Here is an 18,054-nt window from a genome sequence, read left to right on the forward strand (position 1 = left end):
CGGACTCAGGCCGCGGCGCTGCGCTCCAATGCGGCGAGGCGCTCTTCGCAGATGACCTGAACGACACGCCCCAGCTCCTCGACGCGCTCGCCGAGCCAGGCAAGTTCCTCGGCGCTGATGCGATAGTGCTTGGAGTAGCGGGCCTTCACGTAGGCTTCCTTGAGCTTCTCGAACCGTGCCCGGTCGATGCGACTGTCGCGCGGCCAGGCATCGATCAGGCGAGGATCGATCCGCTCGGCCTGGGTGCGCAGAAAGCCCAGATTGTGCACGTGCGGGGTGTAGAAGGTGCAGACCAGCAGCACGCAATGGTAGAGCCGTTCGGTGGTTTGATGCAGCAGAAATGCGGCATCGTTCGTCTCGCCTTCCGACAAGTAAAACTGGTACCCCTTGAGTCCGCTCAGTGCTTTCGGAAGCCATTCCTGAAAATACTCTCGCGCCATGGCGAGCGCCTGCCCGGGCGTTTTCGGTTTGGGCTGGTGAAACTCGGTTTCCTCGCTCTGGTACAGCGCGATGCCGTCGCGGGCGATGTCCATGAAGAAATAGCGTCCGTGCGCCAGCCCGTCGTTCACCTCGGCCCAGGTGTGGACGATGAAATTGACCGGGGTGCGTAGGGTCCTGGTGATCGCAAGCTCGCGATTGAGGCGGTCCTCCGCGCTGGACCAGAACTCCACCCGGTCGGTGAGCTTATCGTGGTTGACGACGATCAGCAGGTCGAAGTCCGACTGGTAGCCCTTGGCGGTGTGCGGCTCGTCGATCCAGCCGCCCCTCGCATAGCTGCCATAGAGGATCACCTTGAGGATGCGGGCCTGCTTCTTCCAGTCGGACGTGGCAATGGCGGTCGCCTCGCCGAACTCCTCGAACAGAATCTGGACGACGCGTTCCAGCTCGCGCTGCTTGGCAGGCGGCAGATGATCGAGGCCGGTCTTCATGGTTGTAGACTCGCCGTTCGGGCGGAAAATGCCAAGGGCATATCTGGCGGCGGCGGGCTCAGGGCCCGCCGCCGCCGTCCGTACACCTGAGAAGATGCAGTATCGCATCAGCAAGGTGGCGCTCGACCGCGTCGATGCCGATGTCGAGTGCGTGCGCGACCTGGAGATAATCGAGATCGCGGAAGCAGTGCCGTTCGAACACGGCGCGCGGCAGATCGTCCATCGTCGCCAGTGCCGCCTCGATGCGGCGCAGCAGCTCGGGAAGCGGGCGTTCGTCGTTCATCGCGCGGCTCCTTCGTGACAGGAAACCGGCGGCGGCAACGCCGCCGCCGGCCCCCAAGGGAGGCTCAAGCAGCCTCGCAAACCGGTCTGCCCCGGGGGGCCGCTTCCGGGTCCGCATCGGAGTCGGCAGGTTCGGTGTCGGGGTCCGCCTCCGGAGCAGGCGCCAGCAGCGGAGCGATCACGGCGGAGCGATCCGCCGCGGCGATGCCGCCGCGCGGCGTGTAGCCGCTTGCCGGAAAGCGCATCCAGCACGGTACCCAGCCCTCGGCCTTGGTCCGGCCCCTGCTGCCGGTAAGGCAGTCACGAATGACCGACTTGAGGACCTTGCCGGTCTCCTTCGCGTTGCCCGCCGCGACCTGCCGATCGGCGACTTCCTCGAGCATGGCGAGCAGCACCTCGCGGTCGCGGATCAGGTCGAAGAACGCGTCGTCGGCGTGCCAGATCAGCGCCATGTCCCCGCCGAGATGGTGGCCGAGCAGATCGACGATGCTGCTGCGCGCATGGAGCGTCTCGCCCATGACGATGGCGAGGATGTCGAGCACCTGCGCGTCGTCGAGGCGAGTCAGCCGGACAAACAGGGTGGCGAGGCCCTCCCCTTCGCCGCCGGTCACGGTCAGGGTCTCGGGATCGTAGCCGAGCAAAGCGAGCATCTCGCGGCGCCTCGCGTCGAACTTCGCCTCGGAAACCGAAAGCTCGACGCTCTCCCGCACCGCTTCAGGCGCGCGCTGGTCCTCGATCCTCACCGACCAGAGCGGCGACCCGCTGATCATTTGCGCGACCGCGACGCGCAGCGCGACGCCGGGCGCGTTCGCCAGCCGCGCACGCACCGCCGCGTGGCGATGCAGGTCGATATAGTCGTTGCCAGCACTGGTCACCTCGGGGCGGACCGGCTTGTCGGCGTCCTCGCCCCTTGCCAGCTTCCTCGCCTCCTTGCGGCTGAGATAGCCCTCGTGGAAGGCGACATCGCCGCGATGGCCGATGGCGACGAAGACCTTGCCGCCCTTCCTCCTCGGGCAGCGCTCATGCTCCCAGCCATGGAAGTACTGGCCGGGCTCAAGCGTCACGACGTCGCTCCACCCGGCCTCGCGATACGCGGCGATCCGCGCCTCTATCGCGGCATTCTGGGCGATCCAGAATTGCTCGGCGCTGCCGAACCAGCTCTCCTCACCGAACAGGTCGGCGACGATCTCACCCTGGTATGCGGCAAGGTCAAATAGAGCGACCTTGGTCGATATCGACGCCCCGCCGAACAGCCACGCCTTGAGCGCCTGACCGACCGGCGCGCGGGCGTCGGCATCATCGAGCAGCGCCAGCCATTCGCGCTGCCGCGCCGTCGAGGCGAGAGTCAGATGCTGCACGGTGACAGCGTCCACATCCCCCTTGCGGTAGAGATTGCGGATACGCGGCAGCAGATTGCCAAGCGCCAGCGTGCGCTTCACCTGCACGTCGGTGAGCCCGAACAGGATGGCGATATGCTCGGGCTTGCGGCCTTCGCGGACCAGCCGCGTGAAGGTGTCCCAGCGCGTGACCTCGTCGGGGTCCAGCCGCGCGACATTCTCGATCAGCGAGGCCTCCAGCGCCGCCGCGTCGTCGCCCGCGTCCATCACCGCGCAGGGCAGCGCATCGATCTCGCCGCCCTCCTCCGCCACCGCGAGCGCCGCATGGTAGCGGCGCTTGCCCGCGACGATCTCGAAGCTTTCCGGGGCATCTCCGTCCTCAGGCGCCGGACAGGGCCTTGCCCGCACGATCAGCGGCACCAGCACCCCGCGCGCGCGTACCGACGGCAGGATGTTGGTCAGGTCGGGTGCCTTTCTACCCCCGCGCATGTTGGCGGGTGAGACGCTCAGCTTGGCGATTTCGATGTGCCTGAGTTCCATGGTCCTTTCTCCTCTTCACTCCGCACCGGACCCCCGGAAGCGGGGTGGGCGGCACCAGCGAACGGAGAGGCCCGCCGTCGAGCGGGCCCGGCACCTGACAAGGCCGCAGCGCAGCGAAGGAGCCGGGCGCAGCCGGGCTTGCCGGGGCCGCGGGCGGGCCTAGGAGGGAGCGCCGCCCGCACCCGCGACCGGGAGGCCCACCAACACGCCGCCGCGCCAGCGGCGACCGCAGCCAACCGGCGGCAACGCCGCCAAAGCAAGGGCTGGCCTGCCGGCAGCGCGGACGGGTCAGCGGCGTCGAACCGGGCTTCGAGCGCCGGGCGGCAATTGTCGTCCGCGCCGAAACCGGGCGCGCCGCCCGTCCGCGGCGCCGGAGTGCCGCGGGGCTACTATCAGGCGCCGCACCCTGTCCGCTGCGCAGCACGCGACAGTGTGCGTCCTCAGCCCCGCTCCATTTCAGGGGGCATTGCGGGGGCTCACGCCTCTGCAGAAGGGGTCGGCCGAGACATCGGCTCGGCCGCAGGGGAACGCTTTCCCCTTCCAAACGAAGTCGGAGACGTTGACGCGTGGCAGCCACCTAGATCATCTCCCGTGGGCCGGTTGCCGACAGCAGGTCTTGCCCTGCGATCCCCAGGAAAGCTGACCTACCCGTGTTCATCCCGCTGCGCCGCGAAGGCCCAGATGCGGACGTTCAAATGGCGATGCGCGGTTCGCTTGATAGCGCCATCAACACGGAAATTGCTGTCGCGGACCTATTCAAGGTTTTCCGATGCTAATGTCGCAAAGGGGAGGTCGAACGAGAAGCAAGCGCCGCCGCCCGCGTCATTGTCGAGTAACAGCTGGCCGCCCATCGTTTCGATCGCGGAGCGGCAGATCTGCAGCCCCATGCCGATTCCCGTAGCCTTGGTCGTGAAGAACGGCTCGAACAGCCGTTCCATATTCTCCGCGGGGATGCCAGGACCGGTATCGCGTACGCGCACGCGAACTGCTGCGCCATCCTCGACAACCTCGATCGCGATCCGCCGCACGCCCTGCTGGCCTCGCATCGCATCGGCGGCGTTGCTCACCAGATTGACGAGAACCTGCTGCAGCTCGACGGGTTCTCCCAGGATCAATGGCAGCTTCTCGGAACTCGAAATCTGAAGCTCGGCGCCTGCGCTGGCCAAGTCATGTGCGAGCAGGTCCCGCGTCTCTTCCGCCAGTTCTACAAGATCGATCGGCTGGACCGCGCGCCGCCCGGCGACGATGTTGTCGCGCGTTCGCTCGACGATGCCGGCGACGCGCTGCGCCGCGCGATCGACTCGATGCAGGATGCTCGCGACCTTCTCGAAATCCGGGCTCTCCCGCTGCGCGAGCCGGAGCCCGGTCCGGGTATCGATCAATATTGACGCGATTGGCTGGTTGAGCTCGTGCGCGATCGAGGCCGACAACGCACCGACCGTAGCGACGCGGTTGGCGCGCGCCAGCTCGGATTGCGCCGCCCGCCGCATCTCCTCGATACGCTCCTGGTCCGAAAGGTCGACCTGGCTCCAGAGGTGCAGCCCGTCGGGCAGCCGGGTGACGCTGTAATAGACCGGCACGCGCCTGCCGCTCTTCCCGATCAGCACCGCCCGGCCGTCGATGTGATCGACGTCATCAGAATACATTTCCAACTGCCGGAGAAGCAGTTCGGTGCCGTCCTCGGCGAGTTCCGCGGGCGGTTGAGCGACCAGCTCGGCGACATCTCGATATCCGAGCAGCCTGGCCATCGCCGCGTTGACCCGAACCGTTCGGACTGCGCCAAGCGTGTCCGCCAGCGCCTCCGGATGCCGCGCCATATAGTCTCGAAGGTTGGCGACCCCGTCCGCCTTCAGTGCATCGATCCGCCGTTCGGCGGCGCTGAAATCGACCTCGGCGAAGGTCATGTTGCTGACGTCGAACAGGCCGGCATAACGCCGTTCGGTGCGCATCAGCTCGGAGGTACGCTCCAGCACGCGCTGCTCAAGTGTCTCGTTGAGCTCCTGGACCTTCTGGTGCGCGGTCACCTCGTCATGGATGTCCGACACGCCACCATAATAGCGGATCTCGTCCGCGCCTTCGGCGATTGGGACCGGGCGCCCGACGAGCGACATCCAGCGATAGCTACCGTCGGCGTGGCGCAACCGGAAGGTGGCACGCAGTTCCTCCCCGGCCGAGAAGGAGCGTTCGAGGTTCGCGAGATAGCCGGCCCGGTCGTCGGGATGGAAGTCCTCGATCCAATCCTGGCTCTCGATGACGGCGCGCAAGTCTCGGCCGGTCACCTCGGTGAAGCGCTCGTTGTAGAAGTCGACCTTCGCGTGGCGGCTCGCGCGGAACAGGATCTGCGGGACCGAGTTGGTGAAATTGACGAGCTCCCGCCGGCTCGCCTCGAGCTCGGCGCGCAGGCCTTGAAGCTGCTCCTTCGCCATTACCTCGTCATGGACATCGGAGAGCCCGCCGAACCGCTCGACCTGTCCGGTCAGCGGTGAATAGGCCGGACGGTCGTAGATCTGCATCCAACGATACGCCCCGTCCGTCTGCCGCACACGCACCTTCAGGTCAGTGACGGTTTGGGTAGCCACCGCCGTCGAAACCGTCTCGTTAAGCGCGGGCACGTCGTCTGGATGGACGACTTCGTTATAGCGCTGCCCCACCAGCACCGACCAGCGATCCAGCCCGGTCACCGTAGTCCAGCTCTGGTTGAGATATTCGATCTCGCCCTGCGGATTGGAGCGCCAGAGCACGAACGGCACCGAGTTTGCGAAGAGCTCGACTTCGGATCGGCTGCGCTCGAGATCGCGCTTGGTGGCCTCCAGCCGCTTGCGGCTGACCAGCAACGCGGCGGTGACGCCGATCGCGATGCAGGCGAACAGGCAGCGAAGCGCACTTGCCGGCGCGGGTTGGTCGAGATGGACGATAAGCCAGGCGGCGATCGCCAACGCGACGCATAGTTGCGCGGCCCGGACGACAGCCTTGGCGTCCGCGGCGAACGAAACCAGGACGAGCACGGCGAGATACAGGATCGATATCGCAAAATCATATTCCGCGACACTGTCGATCCAGAACACCAAGGCCGCCAGAAGCGCGGCGCTGCTCACGATGAGGATACGCTTCGGTCGCTCGCTCTTGCCCCACTGCATCTTCGATCCAACGCCCCCGACCGATCACGCCCGGTGAAGCGCATAGCGTATCCGCCCCGGCGCGTCGCGGGGATCGTGCCGCCGATGCGCAGCGCTTGCGGCCTGGTCGCTGGGCGACCCTAGGGAGCTAGCGGCGGTCCCGCGCGAGGCAGGCGCGCAGATCGACGTCGAGCGCGTGTCGGCGTATTATCATGGGTGTCCAGCCGTTCGCTCAGGTTCGCCCCGTGACAGTTGGTGCGTGCGTCGGCGGGGTGCGGCTGCCGCCTTGGCTCGCCCATCGTCAGTCGATGCGCGACACGGCGATCGGGTCGCTGGCGGGGAAACTTTCCTCGAGCGCGACCTCGAGCCGTTCGTCGTCATGCCGCCGTTCGCTCGGGCGCTCACCGGCCTTGGCGACCGGGCGAACCGGCACGACGCGAGGGCGTCCCGCATGGCGGGCGTAGAAGCGCATCATTGGCTCTCCTTCCCCTCCTCGAGCATCTGGTAGGCGTCCATCACGCGGGTCGAATAGACCAGCGCCGCGCCGGCGTTGAGCGCCACCGCGACGCCGAGCGCCTCGGCGATCTCGCCCTGGCTGGCGCCATGGTCGCGCGCGGCCTTGGTATGGACGGTGATGCAGCCGTCGCAGCGCAGGGTCACTGCCGCAGCAAGTGCGATCAGCTCGCGGGTCTTGGCGTCGAGATGTCCGGTCTTTGCCCCCGCACCGCTGAGCGTCGCATAGCCGCGCGTAGTGTCGGGGGTGAGCTTGCCGATCCCGCCGACGCCGGCGAGGACCTGTTCGCGATAGTTGTTCCAGTCAATCATGTGCATGGATCGGCTCCCTTGTTGGCCGGTGCCACCCTGCCCCGCCGCACACGTGCAGCCCATTGAACGCAGGATGCAGCGCCCCGCTACCTTGGTCGGGGTCGCCCCCTTCGGCAGTCGTCCTGGAAGACCGGCCAACCGGGCCTAGAAGCTGAACCGCGTTCCGACGCGCACGGTCCGGGGCTCGACGACGCGGCTCAGCCGGCCCTCGACCGGGCCGTCGCGATCGACGCCGGGAAGATAGGATTCGTAGAGATAGGCGATGTCCTTGTCGCGGCTGTCGAACAGGTTGAGCACCTCGCCAAAGAGCTGCACGCGACCGCGCTTCCAGGCGGCACGGGCGTTGACCACGGTGCTGCCCTTGTCGCGCACGCTGTCGTCCTCGATCAACGGATAGGGGCCGAGATGGCGCAGGCGGACGCTGCCCTCCCACGCCCCTGCCGTCACCGCGGCGCCGAGCGACGCGGCATCCTCGAACGCGTTGGGGATGCGATCGCCATTGTCGTAGCGCGCATGGCTGGCGGTGTAGCTGCCGTCGAGCGCAAGCCACGATGCCGGGCGCCAGAAGCCTACCAGCTCATAGCCGTGCCGTCGGCTGGCGCCGGTGGGCTCGACCGAGTTCGAATCGCCGACGAAGCGCAGCTCGCTGCCGATATCGAGCCACCAATAGGTTGCGGTGAGGCTCAGCTGCCCGCGCTGCAGCCGGGCGCCGACTTCCTTGCCGTTACCGCGCACGAGCAGCGGCACCGCCGCCTCGCGGTTCACGACGCCGCGCACATCGTTGGAGTGGAAGCCGCGGCCCCAATTGCCATAGAGTTCGAGCCAACCGGCCGGGGCATAGGCGATCGCCGCCTTGGGCGAGGCGAGGAAGCGGTGCCCGTCGCCGGTGCCCAGCGCCTCCGCCTCTTCATCGCGCGCGCGGACGCCGAAGCCGTAATAGTCGCCGCGGATCCCGCCGACCAAGCGAAGCCCGGCGAGCGGCTGCCAGCGCGCCTCGCCGAACAGGGCGGCCGTGCTTTCGTGCAGGCGATAGCGCCCGAGCGACGCGACGAAGCCGCGCGCAGCGGTGCGGTTTACGCCGACATCGCCGACCTGATCGTGGCGCGCCTCGCCGCCGATCGTCATTTCGAGCTGCGGGGACAGCCGCCAGGCGCGCTCCCCGCTGCCGCCGATCGTCCAGCGGCGATCGAACTGCTCGATCTGGGCGCTGGCGCCGTCGGGATCGGCATAGGTGGGGTTGGAGAACATCCGCCAGTCGTAGAACTGGCCGTAGAGATTGGCGCGCCACTCTGCCCCCTCGGCAGCGACATCGCCGACCAGCCGCGTGGTCCGTCCGCGCGCGCTCGGATCGGGCGAGCAGAAGACGTCCGGGCACGCCGCCGATCCGATCGCGCGCTCGGGGATCTGCTCGGTCGGGCGCCAGGTAGCGTGATAGGCGTGGAGCGTCACCGCCCAGTCGGTGCTGCCCGAGGACACGCGATATTTGGCGAAGCCGGCGAGGTCGCGCAGCCGCTCGGGCTGCTGCCAGGGCCCGTCATAGCCCTTGGCCTCGCCGACCAGGGTGAGGGCACCGCCGCCCACGTCTTCGAGCGTGCCGCCGGCCGCGAGCCGCCGCCAGCCATAGGAACCCAGCTCGGCCGAGGCCCAGGGCCGGTCATAGCCCTGGATCGTGGTGAGATAGGCCGCACCCGCCAGCGCGAAGTCGCCGCCATCGGCGCGATACGGCCCTTTGCGGAAGTCCTCTCGCGCGACGATCTCCGGGATCAGGCCGTTGAGATCGAGATAGCCCTGGCCATGGCCGTGGCTGCGCAGGTTCATCTGCACGCCGTCCACATAGGCAGTGAAGTCCGAGCCATGGTCGAGATTGAACCCGCGCAGGAAATACTGGTTGGCCTTGCCGCTGCCCGAATGCTGCGCGGCGATCATGCCGGGCACCGCCTCGAGCAGTTCGGCGACGCGCAGCAGCGGGCGAACGAGCAGGTCGCCGCCGCCGACCGAGCCTTCGCTCGCCGCCTCGGCGACGCCGATCTTGGCCTCGCCGCGGCCGAACACGACGATTTCGTCGGACTCGCGCGTATCGACCTCGGCGGCGGGCAGACGTTCATCGCCGTCGTCGGGATGGGCGGCTGCATGGCCGCAGGCGAGGACGCCGGCGAGGCCGAGCGCCGCGAGGCGGGTTCCGTGACACATGATGCTATGCTTTCGCAGCCAGCGCAGCCGGGCGACGTTCGACCGCGCGGAAGAGGAGGAAGGACAGCGCCCAGGCCGCGGCGAACACGCCGATGATCGCGAAGCCGAGCGCGTTGAAATTATCGTTGAGCGCCACTGCCCAGCGCGCCGCCGGCCCCTCGAGCCCCAGCCGCCGCACCGCCAGCGCGGCGATCTCGACCCCGCCGATGAACAGCGCCACCGCGATCGACATCAGCGTGATCGTCATGTTGTAGTAGAGCTTGCGCAGCGGCTTGACGAACGCCCAGCGATAGGCGCCGACCATCATCACGCCGTCGGTGGTGTCGAGCAGCGACATGCCCGCCGCGAACAGCACCGGGAACACCAACGCCGCCTCGATCGGCACGCCCTGCCCCGCCTGCGTCACGGAAAGGCCGAACAGCGTGACTTCGGTCGCAGTGTCGAAGCTCAGCCCGAACAGGAAGCCGAGCGGGGCCATGTGCCACGCGCGGCCGATATAGCCGAACAGCGGCCGGAACAGCCGCGACAACGGCCCGCGCCCGGCGAACATCAAGTCGAGCGCGCCATCGTCGATTGCCTCGCCCGCGCGCACCCGCCGCAGCGTGCGCAGGATGGTCAGCAGGATCATCAGGTTCATCCCCGCCACCACCAGCAGGAACAGCGCCGAGACGCAGGTGCTGAAGGTGCCGCCGGCGTCGCGGAACGCCTCGAAACCCTGGAGGTTGGCGGCTGCGCCGATCACCGCGACGGTGACCAGGATCACCACCGCCGAATGGCCGATCGCGAACCAGAAGCCGACCGCGACCGGCTGCTGGCGCTCCTGGAGGAGTTTGCGGGTGACATTGTCGATCGCGGCGATGTGATCGGCATCGACGGCGTGGCGCAGTCCGAGGCCATATATCAGCAGCGCGACGCCGAGCAGCGCGGGCTTGCCGTGGAACAGCGCCAGCGCCCAGGCCCAGCCGCCGAGGTTCAGGACCGCAAGCACCGCATAGACGAAGGCGAGGTTGCGCCGAAAACCGGGATCGGCGGGCAGCAGCGCGAGCAGGCGCGCGATCATGCCGCCGCCTCGCTCGCCAGCGCTGCGAGCAGGCTGCGCATCGTTGCGAGCATCGGCGCGGTACCGTCGCCGCCATGGCGCTCGACCAGCCAGGCGGGATCGTTATAGCCGATCCACACCGCGCCTTCGGCCTTCCAGACCAGCAGCTTGAGCGGCAGATCGATGCCGAGGCTCGGCTGCGCCTGCATCAGCGGCGTGCCCGCGCGCGGATTGCCGAAGATCAGGAGGGTGAGCGGGGCCAGCGGCAGCCCGACCTCCGCTGCGGCGGAGGCATGGTCGATGCGGGCGAGCGGCGCCAGGCCGCGTGCCGCGAGCGCCGCCTCGGCGCGGCCGAGCACCTCGGCGAAGCTGCCGCACGCCTGCCGCGTGACGAGTCCGGGCACGTTCATGCGATCGCCTCCGTGCGGGGGAAGAGCAAGGTGACGAGCAGCAGCGCGACCAGCGCGCCGGCGACCTCGCCAATCCAATAGGGCAGCGCCGAGCCGGCGCCGAGCGCGAGCGGTCCGGCAGCGACCAGCGCGCCGAGCACCACCGCGGGGTTGGCATAGGACGTGGTCGGAGTCGCCAACACGCCCGCGACCAGCCAGGCGCCGACCGCAAACGGGCCGGTGGTGGCGCGGCGGCTGCGCGCGCAGGCGAACACCACGAGCATCAGCCCGGCGCTGGCGACAAGCTCGTCCGCCACGCCGTGCCAGCCGAGCCCGCCGCTGCCGGTGGCGGCGACCTGCCACAGCCGCGCGGCGCCCCAGCCGCCGACCGCGCCGCCGACCAGCTGCGCCGCGACATAAGCGAGCGTGCAGACGCCGCCCCGCTCGCCGGCGAGCCATTGGACCCCGGTGATCAGCGGATTGAAATGTCCGCCCGAGACGCTGCCCAGCGCAACGATCAGCGACACCAGCGCGCCGGCGAGCACCAGCGCCATTACCGGCAGCACCAGCCCCGGCACGGCGGCGAACAGGCGCGCGGCCGCAATCCCCGCGCCGCTCGCCGCCAGCACCAGCAGCAGCGTGCCGACGCCTTCCGCGCCGGCGCGCCGCCACAGCGGCAGCGCCGGATCGGCTTCGTGGAAGCAGGTCCGCTGCACCGCGCGCGTCACGCCGCGTCCCGCTCCGCGAAGCGCGCCTCGACCTCGGCCATCTTCTCGGCGAGCTCGGTCGGCGTGAAGAAGCCCTTGGTGAAGCTGATATTGGCGAACGCGACGATCCAGCGCTCGTAATAAGGCAGCTTGCCGATCAGGCTCTCGCCGAGCGCCTCGACGCCCTTGCGCTTTTCCTCGGTGTTGATCAGCTTCTTGAAGTCGAGCACGTCGGCGAGCGCGTGGCAGCGCTTTTCCCAGGGCTCGAGCACATGCTCGACGCGCAGCACCGAGCCCGCTTCGAACCCGCCGATATCGTTGGGCAGGCGGCTGACGAAATCCTCGGTCGCCATCACGCGGCCTCCTTGTCCAAAGTGACGGGAATGACGCCGATCATCGCGTCGCGGGTGACCAGCGCGGCGAGCTGATCCTCAGACCAGCCGTCGGTCCCGTCCGGGCGGCGCGGCAGGACGAGGTAACGGACCACTGCGGTGGAATCGCTCACCCGGATCTCGACTTCGGCGGGGATGATCGTGCCGAACTCGGCGAGCACTTTGCGCGGCTCGATCACGGCGCGGGCGCGATAGGGCTTGAGCTTGTACCAGTCAGGCGGCAGCCCGAGCACCGGGCGCGGATAGCAGGAGCACAAAGTGCACACGATCAGGTTGTGCACCTCGGTCGTGTTCTCGAGCACGATCAGCTGGGTATCGTCGTAGAAGCTGATGCCGAGTTCCTCGCAGCCCTTGCGCCCGTCGGCGAGCAGCCGCGCCTTGAACGCCGGATCGGTCCAGGCCCGCGCCACCACCGCCGCGCCGAGCGCCGGGGTGCGGCTGTCGAGCACCTCGATCTGGTGGCGGATGTCGTTTGCGGTGAGGTAGCCCTTGTCGGTCAGGAGCTCGCGCACCGCGGTTTCCATCACCTCGTAATAGCCTGGCCTCCCTTCGGCCGTGATCGGCGCGTGGTCGAGGTGATCATGATCGTGGGCATGCGGTTCGCTCGCCATCATGCGCGCTCCAGCCAGGTTTCGTAGATTTCGACATGGAGTTCGTCGCGCGGCGAGCCGTCATAGCCGTGCCACAGCGCGGTCATCGGGATGGCGACGCGATAATAGTGCCGCCGGTTGCCGGCGTTGCGGCCATAACCCTCTTCCTCATTGTCGACGAGCGCGGGCTCGATCACCCGCTCGACGGTGCCGGGGCTGCCGCGCAGGTAGATCGGCACGCGGTAATGGCCGATCGGCGCGCGGGTGATCACGCGCACGCGCTCGCCGACGGTGAAGCGAGGGCGCTCGTCGAGTGCCGGCAGCACTTGTTGCAGTATCGAACCGGTCATCGCATTCGCTCCCTATGGTGTCGCACAGGAAGCTGCCGGAGCGGCGAAGGCGGGGCCATTCTACCCTGTCAGGCGGGACCCCATACCAGCGTGTGGCTCAGCCGGTGCCGACGACTGCAGCGACCCCGCCCAGCAGCGCCGCCGCATCGCCCGGGCCTGGCACGACGCGCTAGCGCAGCGCGCCCCTGACCAGCTCGAACACGTCGCCGCCGCGGCCCGAAAGCACCGCCTTGGCCGAATAGAGCGCGGTGCCGAACACCTGCTTGGCCTCGATCTTGGGCGGCAGCACCAGCTCGTAGCGATCGGTCACCACGTCGAGCAGCGCCGGGCCGGGCTCGGCGAGCCACTGGCGCACCGCGCCGTCCAGATCCGCGCTCTTCTCCACCCGCCGGCTCCAGAAGCCCATTGCCTGCGCCACTTGCGCGAAGTCCGGATTCTGCAGGTCGGTATAGGCGTCGAGCAGCCCCTCGACCTTCTGCTCGAGCTCGACAAAGCCGAGCGAGCTATTGTTGTAGATGCACACCTTGATCGGCAGCTTCTCCTGCACCGCGGTCATCAGGTCGCCGATGAGCATCGCGATGCCGCCATCGCCGGACAGTGAGATCACTTGGCGCTCGGGGAATGCCGCCTTGGCGCCGAGCGCCTGCGGCATCGCATTGGCCATGGTGCCATGGGTGAGCGAGATCACCGTGCGGTTGCGCCCCGTCGCCGGCACGTGGCGCAGCAGCCAGACCATCGGTGATCCGCCATCAGCGGTGAACACCGCATCGGGATCGGCGTGGCGGGCGACCGTCTCGGTGAGGAACTGCGGGTGGATCGCGCGGTCGTCTCGCTCGGGCAGGGCGTGCTTGCCCTGCGCCGCGAGCATATCGCGATGATGCTCCAGGCACTGGTCGAGGAACGCCCTATCGCTGCGCGGCGCGATCCGCGGCAGCAGCGCCTCGAGCGTCTCGCGCACGCCGCCGACAACTCCGATATCGATCGGATGGCGCCGGCCGAGATGGCTGCCGTCAATGTCGACCTGCACGATAGTTGCGTCCGAAGGATAGAATTGCCGCCAAGCGAAGTCGCAGCCGAGCAGCAGCAGCGTGTCGCATTCCATCAGCGCGTGATAGCCCGCTTCGCCACCGAACACCCCCGTCATGCCGACGACATAGGGATTGTCGTGCTCGAGAAAGTCCTTGGCGCGCGAGGTATGCGCGACCGGCGCCTGCAGCGCCGCGGCGAGCGCGACCACCTGGTCGTGCGCGTCGTGACAGCCCGAGCCGCCATAGATCGCGACCCGCTTGCCGGCGGAGAGCGCCGCGGCGATACGATCGAGCTCCGCCTCGCTCGGCACCACCCGCGGCTCGGCGCGGTGCACCGCGAAGGCGGGTTCGTCGGGCGCGGCGGCGGACGAGATGTCGGCCGGCACAATCAGCACCGCCACGCCCTTCTTGGCGAGCGCCGCCTGCGCCGCGATCGCGGTCTTGCGCCGCGCCTGTTCGGGGGTGCGGATCTCGTCGCAATACACGCTGCAGCTGGCGTAGACCGCTTTGAAGTCGACCTCCTGCGGGAAATCGAAGCCAAGTTCGTCGCGGACGATCTGGCTGGCGATCAGTACCACGGGTGCGCGGTTGCGATGGCTTTCGAACAGCCCGTTGATGAAGTGGAGGCTGCCCGGCCCGCAGGATCCGGCGCACGCCGCCAGTTCGCCGGTCAGCAGCGCGTCGGCGCCAGCCGCGAACCCGCCCGCTTCCTCGTGGCGGACATGCACCCAGCGGATGTCGCTGCGCCGGATCGCGTCGGTGACATGGTTGAGCGTATCGCCGGGCACGCCATAGCAGCGGCGCACCCCGGCCTGTTCGAGCGTTTCGACGATCACTTCGGCGACGGTATGGGCCATGAGATGCTCCTCGCTAGGGGGTGACGCACGCCTATCACCGCACCCCCGGGGACGGTCCCTATACGCTCGTAGGAGGGATCCGTGCCCTTGGACGCGATCGCACCGTCCAACCCATACGCGCAGATAGATTGAGCGGGTCGCTCCGCCGGACGAAAAGCCCTGCATAGGCTTGCAAATCGGAGAAGCGCGGTGGAACAGCTCGACGCGGCGCTCGGCGCTATCGACTTGGCGGCGCTCCGCCGGATCATGCGCTCGACCGGGCACGATCTGATGCAGCCGCTCCAGATCATTTCGCACGCATTGGAGCGGTTCGGCAACACGACCATTTCCGAACGCGACCGGATGTGGCTCGATGCCGCGCGCGTCCAGGTCGAACGAATCGCGGGCGGTCTCTCCGAGCTGGTCGAGCCCTCGCTGCCGCAGGAAGGCGCTGCACGAGGCTGTTTCAGCCTGTGTGCGTTGTTCGACGAGATCGAGGCCGACTGGAGCGCCGCCGCACGAGTTGCCGGCGTGCGGCTGCGCGTCGTCCGCAGCTCGGCGCTCGTGCGCAGCGAGCGTCGGCGGATCCGTTCGATCCTCGACAATCTGATCGGCAATGCGATCAAGTATCGCCGCTTGGGCAATGTCCTGCTTGGCTGCCGGCGTCGCAATGGCGGGCTCGCGATTGACGTGGTCGACGACGGTCCGGGCATCGCACCCGACCAGCAGCAGCGCATCTTCCGCGCCTTCTGCCAGATCAACCCGGAGCGCGAGGGGCTCGGCCTCGGCCTTGCGCTGGTGCGCGAGCATTGCATCGCGCTCGGGCACCGGGTCGAGCTTGCCTCGGTGCCCGAGCGCGGCTCGCGGTTCAGCCTGCTGCTCGATCGCTGAGCCGTTTTCGGACCGCGCCAGCGGCTGATCGGGCGCAGGTAGGGTGCGCCTGCTACCACCGTATGATATCCGCTATGGCGCGCGCCCGGTAGCTCCTGATCACCTTCTTCAGGAGCAACATCATGCACCCGCTCGCCCAGGAACTGATCGACGCTTATGGCGGTCTCGAACGCTGGCGCCGCTTCGACACGTTGAGCGCCCACCTTGTCCAGGGCGGTGCGCTCTGGGGGCTAAAGGGCCAGGCCGGCGTGCTCGACGACACCAACGTCACCGTCCATCTCAAGGAAGAATGGGCGTCGCACAGCCCGTTCGGCGCCGAGGGCCGGCGCTCGATCTTCACCCCCGGCCGCGTCGCGCTGCTCGCTGCGGACGGGACGACCGAAGCGGAACTGGCCGCCCCCCGCGACTCCTTCGCCGGACATCAGCTCGACACGCCGTGGAACGAACTCCAACTCGCCTATTTCGCCGGCTGCGCGATGTGGACCTATCTCACCTTGCCCTTCCTGCTCGCCGCGCCGGGCGTCGAGACCGAAGCCGCCGGCGAATGGCAGGAGCGCGGCGAGACCTGGCGGCGGCTGCATGTGCGCTTCCCCGCCGCGATCGCCACGCACAGCACCGAGCAGACGCTGTATGTCGGCGCCGACAGCCTGCTCCGCCGCCACGATTACGACGTCGAGATAGCCGGCAACACGCCCGGCGCACACTACATGACCGACCATGTCGAGGTCGAGGGGATCCGCTTCCCCACCCGCCGCCGCATCTTCCCGCGCCAGCCCGACGGCTCCGCATTGGACGCTCCATTGGTCGTCTCGATCGACCTCGACGACATCCGCCTCGGTTGAGCCCGGCCATGGTAACGCCCGAACAAGTCCCGCACCCGCGCGAGACGCAGATCTTCCCCAGGCTGTCGGCCGAGATGGTTACGCGGATGCTGCCCTATGGCGAGGTCCAGTATCCAGAGGCGGGCGCTTATCTCTTTCGTCGTAGCGAGCGTTCGGTCGCCTTCTTCGTCGTGCTCGACGGCGAGGTGGCGCTGCTCGACGAGGAAGGCGATGTGGTACGGGCGCCGCTGCGCAGCTACGGCCCGGGCGAGTTCACCGGCGAGCTCTACCTCTTCAACCATCGCGCCGTGCTGGTCTCGGCCCAGGCGGGTCCCGGCACCCGCGTGCTACGGATCGAGCGCGAGGCGTTCCGCAAGCTCGCCGCGTCCGAAGCCGATATCGGCGAGTTGTTGATGCGCGCCTTCATCCTGCGCCGGGTCGAGCTGATCGCCACCGGCTTTGGCGGCGTGACGCTGCTCGGCTCTGCGTACGACGCCGAAACCCACCGCATCCGCGCCTTCCTGATCCGCAACGGCTATCCCTATCGCCTGCTCGATCCGGACAGCGAGGAAGAGGCCGCCGCGCTGGTCGCCACCTTCGCGCTCGACGCCGCCGACCTCCCGGTGCTGCTCACCGGCGACGGCGCGATGCTGCGCAACCCGGGCAATGCCGATGTCGCCGACGCGCTAGGCCTCACCGAGCGCCGCGATCCCGATCGCGTATTCGACCTGATCGTGGTGGGCGCCGGCCCTTCCGGGCTGGCCGCCGCGGTCTATGCCGCCTCCGAGGGGCTCGACACGCTGGTGATCGAGGCTGATGCGCCGGGCGGCCAGGCGGGCACGAGCAGCCGGATCGAGAATTATCTCGGCTTCCCCACCGGCATCTCGGGCCAGGCGCTCGCCGGTCGCGCCCAGGTCCAGGCCCAGAAGTTCGGCGCGCAGCTCGCTATCTCACGCGGCGCAACGGGCATCGACTGCGGCACGCGCCCATTCGGAATCACGCTGGAGGGCGGCGAGCGCGTCGCCGGGCGCAGCGTGCTGATCGCCACCGGTGCGCGCTACCGCCGCTTGTCCGTGCCGGACTATGACCGGCTCGAAGGCTGCGGCATCTACTATGCGGCGACGCCGATGGAAGCGCAGCTGTGCATGGGCGAAGAGGCGGTGGTTGTCGGCGGCGGCAATTCCGCCGGCCAGGCGGCGGTGTTCCTCGCCCGCACCTGCAGCCATGTCCATGTGCTGGTGCGCTCGGCCGGGCTCGCCGAGACCATGTCCGACTATCTGGTCCAGCGGATTCGCAATTCGCCGCAGATCACGCTGCACGTGTTCAGCGAAATCACCGCAGTGGCAGGCGACACCTATTTGTCGCAGGTGGCCTGGCGCGACCGCCGTTCGGGCGCTGAAACGGTGCGACCCGTCCGCAACCTGTTCGCGATGATCGGCGCCGAGCCCAACACCGGCTGGCTCGATGGCTGCGTCCCGCTCGACGATCGCGGCTTCGTGCTGACCGGCAGCGATGCGGCAGGCACCCCGCTCGCTTCGCCCTACGCCACGCGCGTGCCGGGCATATTCGCGGTCGGCGATGTCCGCTCGGGGTCGATCAAGCGCGTCGCGTCGGGCGTCGGCGAGGGATCGGTGGTCGTCTCGGCGGTACACCAGTTCCTGGGCGGCGCCTGAGATGCGCCGGCCGCTCCCCCGCCAGGCCCGCGCCCGCTGGCGCGAGGCGCTGCGCGCCGCGATCGCTCTGCTCGGCATCCTTGCCGTGTCGACCGCCGCGTCTTCCCGGAGGCAGGCGC

At 68.5% G+C, this 18,054-nt stretch carries 17 protein-coding genes; 3 read left to right on the plus strand and 14 right to left on the minus strand.

What is annotated here, in order from left to right; genetic code table 11:
• Nucleotides 1-5: 5 nt before the first annotated feature.
• The 14 genes from AB2M62_RS14050 to AB2M62_RS14115 form a co-directional block, all read right to left on the minus strand.
• Complete coding sequence (locus AB2M62_RS14050; RefSeq protein WP_404334709.1) at nt 6-929, minus strand: HEPN domain-containing protein; 924 nt, start codon at nt 927-929, stop codon at nt 6-8.
• 58 nt (nt 930-987) lie between these two features.
• The gene (locus tag AB2M62_RS14055; RefSeq protein ID WP_404334711.1) at nt 988-1,212 is read right to left on the minus strand and encodes an RNA polymerase sigma factor; all 225 of its coding nucleotides are present in this window, start codon (nt 1,210-1,212) and stop codon (nt 988-990) included.
• A 64-nt stretch (nt 1,213-1,276) separates the two neighbouring features.
• The gene (locus AB2M62_RS14060; RefSeq protein ID WP_404334713.1) at nt 1,277-3,088 is read right to left on the minus strand and encodes a ParB/RepB/Spo0J family partition protein; all 1,812 of its coding nucleotides are present in this window, start codon (nt 3,086-3,088) and stop codon (nt 1,277-1,279) included.
• Nucleotides 3,089-3,840: 752 nt separating this feature from the next.
• Nucleotides 3,841-6,225, minus strand: coding sequence for a PAS domain-containing protein (locus AB2M62_RS14065; RefSeq protein WP_404334715.1), 2,385 nt, complete (start codon nt 6,223-6,225; stop codon nt 3,841-3,843).
• 280 nt (nt 6,226-6,505) lie between these two features.
• Nucleotides 6,506-6,679, minus strand: coding sequence for a hypothetical protein (locus AB2M62_RS14070; protein ID WP_404334716.1), 174 nt, complete (start codon nt 6,677-6,679; stop codon nt 6,506-6,508).
• Entirely contained in the window at nt 6,676-7,035 is a 360-nt protein-coding gene (locus tag AB2M62_RS14075; RefSeq protein ID WP_404334717.1) for a carboxymuconolactone decarboxylase family protein, read from the minus strand. The genes AB2M62_RS14070 and AB2M62_RS14075 overlap by 4 nt, the downstream gene beginning before the upstream one ends.
• A gap of 138 nt (nt 7,036-7,173) precedes the next feature.
• Complete coding sequence (locus tag AB2M62_RS14080) at nt 7,174-9,219, minus strand: TonB-dependent receptor (RefSeq protein WP_404334719.1); 2,046 nt, start codon at nt 9,217-9,219, stop codon at nt 7,174-7,176.
• A 4-nt stretch (nt 9,220-9,223) separates the two neighbouring features.
• Nucleotides 9,224-10,279 carry a HoxN/HupN/NixA family nickel/cobalt transporter gene (locus tag AB2M62_RS14085; RefSeq protein ID WP_404334721.1) on the minus strand — a complete coding sequence of 352 codons (1,056 nt, stop codon included), beginning with the start codon at nt 10,277-10,279 and terminating at the stop codon, nt 9,224-9,226.
• A complete protein-coding gene (locus AB2M62_RS14090; RefSeq protein ID WP_404334723.1) occupies nt 10,276-10,668 on the minus strand; it encodes a DUF302 domain-containing protein in 393 nt (130 codons plus the stop codon). Before AB2M62_RS14090 ends, AB2M62_RS14085 begins: the two co-directional genes overlap by 4 nt.
• Nucleotides 10,665-11,375 (minus strand): aquaporin, encoded by a 711-nt coding sequence (locus AB2M62_RS14095; protein ID WP_404334725.1) that lies wholly within the window; start codon nt 11,373-11,375, stop codon nt 10,665-10,667. The genes AB2M62_RS14090 and AB2M62_RS14095 overlap by 4 nt, the downstream gene beginning before the upstream one ends.
• Nucleotides 11,372-11,707: a hypothetical protein gene (locus AB2M62_RS14100; protein WP_404334726.1), complete on the minus strand. Its 336-nt coding sequence runs from the start codon at nt 11,705-11,707 to the stop codon at nt 11,372-11,374. Before AB2M62_RS14100 ends, AB2M62_RS14095 begins: the two co-directional genes overlap by 4 nt.
• Nucleotides 11,707-12,360 carry a nitrile hydratase subunit alpha gene (gene nthA / locus AB2M62_RS14105; RefSeq protein ID WP_404334728.1) on the minus strand — a complete coding sequence of 218 codons (654 nt, stop codon included), beginning with the start codon at nt 12,358-12,360 and terminating at the stop codon, nt 11,707-11,709. Before nthA ends, AB2M62_RS14100 begins: the two co-directional genes overlap by 1 nt.
• Nucleotides 12,357-12,686 carry an SH3-like domain-containing protein gene (locus tag AB2M62_RS14110; RefSeq protein WP_404334729.1) on the minus strand — a complete coding sequence of 110 codons (330 nt, stop codon included), beginning with the start codon at nt 12,684-12,686 and terminating at the stop codon, nt 12,357-12,359. The genes nthA and AB2M62_RS14110 overlap by 4 nt, the downstream gene beginning before the upstream one ends.
• Before the next feature lie 169 nt (nt 12,687-12,855).
• Nucleotides 12,856-14,571, minus strand: a complete 1,716-nt coding sequence (locus AB2M62_RS14115) for a thiamine pyrophosphate-dependent enzyme (protein ID WP_404334731.1) — start codon at nt 14,569-14,571, stop codon at nt 12,856-12,858.
• A 189-nt stretch (nt 14,572-14,760) separates the two neighbouring features.
• Here AB2M62_RS14115 and AB2M62_RS14120 point away from each other — a divergent pair, with 189 nt between their 5' ends.
• The 3 genes from AB2M62_RS14120 to AB2M62_RS14130 all read left to right on the plus strand — a co-directional run bounded on the left by AB2M62_RS14120 (nt 14,761) and on the right by AB2M62_RS14130 (nt 17,935).
• A complete protein-coding gene (locus AB2M62_RS14120; protein WP_404334733.1) occupies nt 14,761-15,441 on the plus strand; it encodes a sensor histidine kinase in 681 nt (226 codons plus the stop codon).
• A gap of 122 nt (nt 15,442-15,563) precedes the next feature.
• On the plus strand, nt 15,564-16,283 hold the full coding sequence (locus tag AB2M62_RS14125; protein WP_404334734.1) for a hypothetical protein: 720 nt from the start codon (nt 15,564-15,566) through the stop codon (nt 16,281-16,283).
• A gap of 8 nt (nt 16,284-16,291) precedes the next feature.
• Nucleotides 16,292-17,935: an FAD-dependent oxidoreductase gene (locus tag AB2M62_RS14130; RefSeq protein WP_404334736.1), complete on the plus strand. Its 1,644-nt coding sequence runs from the start codon at nt 16,292-16,294 to the stop codon at nt 17,933-17,935.
• Nucleotides 17,936-18,054 lie beyond the last annotated feature (119 nt).

It is taken from the genome of Sphingomonas sp. MMS12-HWE2-04, assembly GCF_044881185.1.
Classification (GTDB): Bacteria; Pseudomonadota; Alphaproteobacteria; order Sphingomonadales; family Sphingomonadaceae; genus Sphingomonas.